The sequence below is a fragment of the Pseudomonas sp. genome, assembly GCF_050739995.1.
GTDB lineage: Bacteria > Pseudomonadota > Gammaproteobacteria > Pseudomonadales > Pseudomonadaceae > Aquipseudomonas.
This window is the reverse complement of record NZ_JBOICG010000251.1, coordinates 1-4,121: the sequence shown is the minus strand read 5'-3', so window position 1 is coordinate 4,121 and position 4,121 is coordinate 1. Positions and strand designations below refer to the sequence as shown.

Annotated in this window: 6 protein-coding genes; 2 read left to right on the top strand and 4 right to left on the bottom strand. The window is 54.5% G+C overall.

What is annotated here, in order from left to right; translation table 11 throughout:
• The 4 genes from rplT to thrS form a co-directional block, all read right to left on the bottom strand.
• The coding region (gene rplT / locus ACRESD_RS08480; RefSeq protein WP_431745113.1) for a 50S ribosomal protein L20 at positions 1 to 172 on the bottom strand (172 nt) is incomplete at its 3' end.
• Between the two features lie 30 nt (positions 173 to 202).
• Complete coding sequence (gene rpmI / locus ACRESD_RS08475) at positions 203 to 397, bottom strand: 50S ribosomal protein L35 (RefSeq protein ID WP_002553160.1); 195 nt, start codon at positions 395 to 397, stop codon at positions 203 to 205.
• A gap of 60 nt (positions 398 to 457) precedes the next feature.
• On the bottom strand, positions 458 to 1,009 hold the full coding sequence (infC, locus tag ACRESD_RS08470; RefSeq protein ID WP_169850653.1) for a translation initiation factor IF-3: 552 nt from the start codon (positions 1,007 to 1,009) through the stop codon (positions 458 to 460).
• The gene (gene thrS, locus ACRESD_RS08465) at positions 1,009 to 2,931 is read right to left on the bottom strand and encodes a threonine--tRNA ligase (protein ID WP_025857830.1); all 1,923 of its coding nucleotides are present in this window, start codon (positions 2,929 to 2,931) and stop codon (positions 1,009 to 1,011) included. Before thrS ends, infC begins: the two co-directional genes overlap by 1 nt.
• A 364-nt stretch (positions 2,932 to 3,295) precedes the next feature.
• On the opposite strand from thrS, the gene ACRESD_RS08460 reads away from it, so the two are divergent.
• Both ACRESD_RS08460 and ACRESD_RS08455 read left to right on the top strand, forming a co-directional pair.
• Positions 3,296 to 3,610 carry a hypothetical protein gene (locus tag ACRESD_RS08460; protein ID WP_431750511.1) on the top strand — a complete coding sequence of 105 codons (315 nt, stop codon included), beginning with the start codon at positions 3,296 to 3,298 and terminating at the stop codon, positions 3,608 to 3,610.
• A gap of 289 nt (positions 3,611 to 3,899) precedes the next feature.
• On the top strand, positions 3,900 to 4,112 hold the full coding sequence (locus ACRESD_RS08455; RefSeq protein WP_003179963.1) for a cold-shock protein: 213 nt from the start codon (positions 3,900 to 3,902) through the stop codon (positions 4,110 to 4,112).
• The last annotated feature ends 9 nt before the right edge of the window (positions 4,113 to 4,121 follow it).

The following is a 4,121-nucleotide window of genomic DNA, read 5'->3' as shown; positions in this document are numbered from 1 at the left end:
GGAACTGACGTTTTTTCTGACGACGGTCACGGTAGGCGTATTGGCCAGCCTTGATTACCGCTTGCTTGGCAACACGGAATACGCGTGAACGCGCGCCGTAGTAGCCTTTAGCAAGTTTCAGAATTTTTTTGTGACGCTTACGGGCAATGACGCCACGCTTTACACGAGCCATGAGTTACTTCCTCTATTCTTGATCCAAAAATTAACGAAGGCGCAGCATGCGCTCGACTTTTGCCACGTCAGACGGATGCAGCAAGCTGCTACCGCGCAGTTGACGCTTACGCTTGGTCGACATTTTGGTCAGGATGTGGCTCTTGAAAGCGTGCTTGTGCTTGATACCGTTAGCAGTTTTCAGAAACCGCTTAGCAGCACCACTTTTAGTCTTCATCTTTGGCATGTTCGGATACTCCGCATTCAGTTGATAAACATAATCAGAAGGCCTGCCGTGCCCTGTTGATTACTTCTTCTTTTTCGGGGCGATGACCATGATCAGCTGGCGTCCTTCCATCTTAGGATGCTGTTCGACCGAACCGTACTCGAGCAGGTCAGCTTCAACCCGCTTGAGAAGTTCCATCCCCAGCTCCTGGTGGGCCATCTCACGGCCGCGGAATCGCAAGGATACCTTGGCCCTGTCCCCATCACTCAGGAAACGTACCAGGTTGCGCAGTTTTACCTGGTAATCCCCTTCCTCCGTCCCTGGACGAAACTTGATTTCTTTTACTTGAATCTGCTTCTGGTTCTTCTTCGCCGCAGCAATCTGCTTCTTCTTTTCGAAGATCGACTTGCCGTAGTCCATCACCCGGCAAACAGGCGGGACTGCGTCGGCGGAGATTTCCACCAGGTCCAATTTGGACTCTTCAGCGATACGAAGCGCTTCATCAATCGAGACGATGCCAATCTGCTCGCCGTCAGCGCCAATTAACCGAACCTCGCGTGCCGAGATATTCTCGTTGATCGGGGCTTTCGGTGCAGCTCGTTTATCTTGTCTCATTTCACGCTTAATAATAATTACTCCGAATCTGGGCGACCACGCCGGGAAACCGCTTGCGCGAGGAACTCAGCGAACTGGGCGACGGGCATCGAGCCCAGGTCAGCACCTTCACGAGTACGCACAGCGACAGTCTGCATCTCGACTTCCCGATCTCCGATAACCAAAAGATAGGGAACCTTGAGCAAAGTATGCTCGCGGATTTTAAAGCCGATCTTTTCATTTCTCAAGTCGGACTTGGCACGAAACCCGCTTTCGTTGAGTGTTTTTTCAACTTCTGCGGCAAAATCTGCCTGTTTATCAGTGATATTCATGATCACTGCCTGGGTCGGAGCCAGCCACGCAGGGAATGCACCCTCGTAGTGCTCGATCAGGATACCGACGAACCGTTCGAACGAACCAAGGATCGCCCGGTGCAGCATAACCGGGTGTTTACGGCTGTTGTCTTCGGAGACATATTCGGCTCCCAGACGGATCGGCAGGTTAAAATCGAGCTGCAGGGTACCACACTGCCAGACGCGGCCAAGGCAATCTTTCAGCGAGAACTCGATCTTCGGACCATAAAACGCACCCTCGCCCGGCTGCAGGTCGTACGCAAGGCCCGCACTGTCGAGCGCTGCGGCCAGTGCCGCTTCGGCGCGATCCCACAGCTCGTCGGAACCGACGCGTTTTTCCGGACGAGTGGACAGCTTCATTTCGACTTCGGTAAAGCCGAAATCGCGATAAACGTCCATGGTCAGCTTGATGAACGCGGCGGACTCGGCCTGCATCTGCTCTTCGGTGCAGAAGATGTGGGCATCGTCCTGGGTGAAGCCACGCACACGCATGATGCCGTGCAGCGCACCCGATGGTTCGTTACGGTGGCAAGCACCGAACTCGGCCAGGCGCATCGGCAACTCGCGGTAGCTCTTCAGGCCTTGGTTGAACACTTGCACGTGGCAAGGGCAGTTCATTGGCTTGATGGCGTAGTCGCGGTTTTCCGACTGGGTGGTGAACATGTTGTCGGCATAGTTGGCCCAGTGCCCGGACTTCTCCCACAGGCTACGGTCAACAACCTGAGGAGTCTTGATCTCCAGGTAGCCGTTTTCGCGCTGAACCTTGCGCATGTACTGTTCAAGCACTTGGTACAGAGTCCAGCCGTTCGGGTGCCAGAACACCATACCCGGCGCTTCTTCCTGAAGGTGGAACAGGTTCAGGCGCTTGCCGATCTTGCGGTGATCGCGCTTTTCAGCTTCTTCGATGCGCTGGATGTAGGCGGCCAGCTGCTTCTTGTCAGCCCAAGCAGTGCCATAGATACGCTGAAGTTGCTCATTCTTCGCATCACCGCGCCAGTAGGCACCGGACAGCTTGGTCAGCTTGAACGACTTGAGGAAACGCGTGTTCGGCACGTGCGGGCCACGGCACATGTCGACGTATTCTTCGTGATAGTACAGGCCCATGGCCTGCTCGTCCGGCATGTCTTCCACCAGACGCAACTTGTAGTCTTCGCCACGGGCGGTGAACACGTCGATCACTTCGGCGCGCGGCGTGACTTTCTTGATCACGTCATAATCTTTTTCGATCAACGCATGCATGCGCTGTTCGATGGCCGCGAGGTCGTCCGGAGTGAAAGGACGTTCGTAGGCGATGTCGTAGTAGAAGCCTTCTTCGATGACCGGGCCGATCACCATTTTCGCGGTTGGGTACAGTTGCTTGACCGCATGGCCAATCAAGTGCGCGCAAGAGTGGCGAATGATCTCCAGCCCCTCTTGATCCTTGGGCGTGATGATTTGCAGGCTGGCATCGGAGGTGATCAGGTCGCTGGCATCAACCAGCTTGCCGTCGACCTTGCCGGCCACGGTGGCCTTGGCCAAACCGGCACCGATGGATGCGGCGACCTCGGCTACGGAAACCGAATGATCGAATGAACGTTGACTGCCGTCGGGAAGAGTAATAGTTGGCATGGCGCCTCCTCTCCTAGTGGTGACCCCTACCAAAGGTCACGTGGGTTGGGATGAGCCAGTACAAGATCCAACACCAGGCCGTTCAGTGATGAACGCCTGCCTTACAGCGGCAGGAGCCTTTCGGCCAACCGATAATCGAACCAGAGTGACTGGAGTGAGCTAAAAACATGGCAAGGCGGCAATTGGCGCACCTGTAAATAGCCAAGCGCACGATGCTAGCACAGATGAACGGTCATCGCGCCGCCGCTATCTTGCGTAAATACAAATTCGGCCTTTAATAGCTGCAAAAGTGAACTTGGGCTGTACGTCAGCCCTCAAAGCCACTGAGAATCGCCGTTCGTCCTCGACCCAAAGGAGCATCCTTATGATGCGTTTCACCTCGACCCTCGCTCTCGCCGCTTCCCTGACCCTCCTTTCCCTTGGTGCGCAGGCCGCAGCCCCGTCGAACTGGCCAGCCGGTGCCCGCGACAGCTTCATCAGCGACTGCAGCGCAGCCGCCAGCCAGAACGTAGACGTCAAAACTGCCAAAGCCCACTGCGAATGTGGCGCTGACAAGATCAACGCAGAATTGAGCACTGCCGAAATCAAGGAGCTCATGACCAACCAGAACGCCAGCCCGGAGCTTAAAAACAAAGCAGTCGCGGCTATTTCGTCCTGCAAAGTCGTGAAGAAAAAGTAAGATTTACAGCTGATCACACAGCTGCGCTGCTGAAAAAATGGCCCTAAAACTGCCATTTCTCACAAATTACGTAGCTTTTACGGCTTTTTTTAACAGCTGATATTTCGCGTCAAAGCCCCGTAGAACGGGGCTTCCAGCCGAGCAAAGCACCAAACTCAACGCTATTGATTGGCAAACAATGCCTTGGGGGGGCTCCCAAGCCGAACATTTCGACTATGATAGCCCAGTGTGCCCAGTTGGCCTGAGCAGCACAGCACTACTGAAAATATATGTTTCTTGGAGATACACCATGTCTAATCGCCAAACCGGCACCGTTAAATGGTTCAACGATGAAAAAGGCTTCGGCTTCATCACTCCTCAAGGTGGCGGTGACGACCTGTTCGTACACTTCAAAGCTATCGAAAGCGACGGTTTCAAAAGCCTGAAAGAAGGCCAAACCGTTTCCTTCGTGGCTGAGAAAGGCCAAAAGGGTATGCAAGCTGCACAGGTTCGCCCAGAGTAAGTTCTGCGC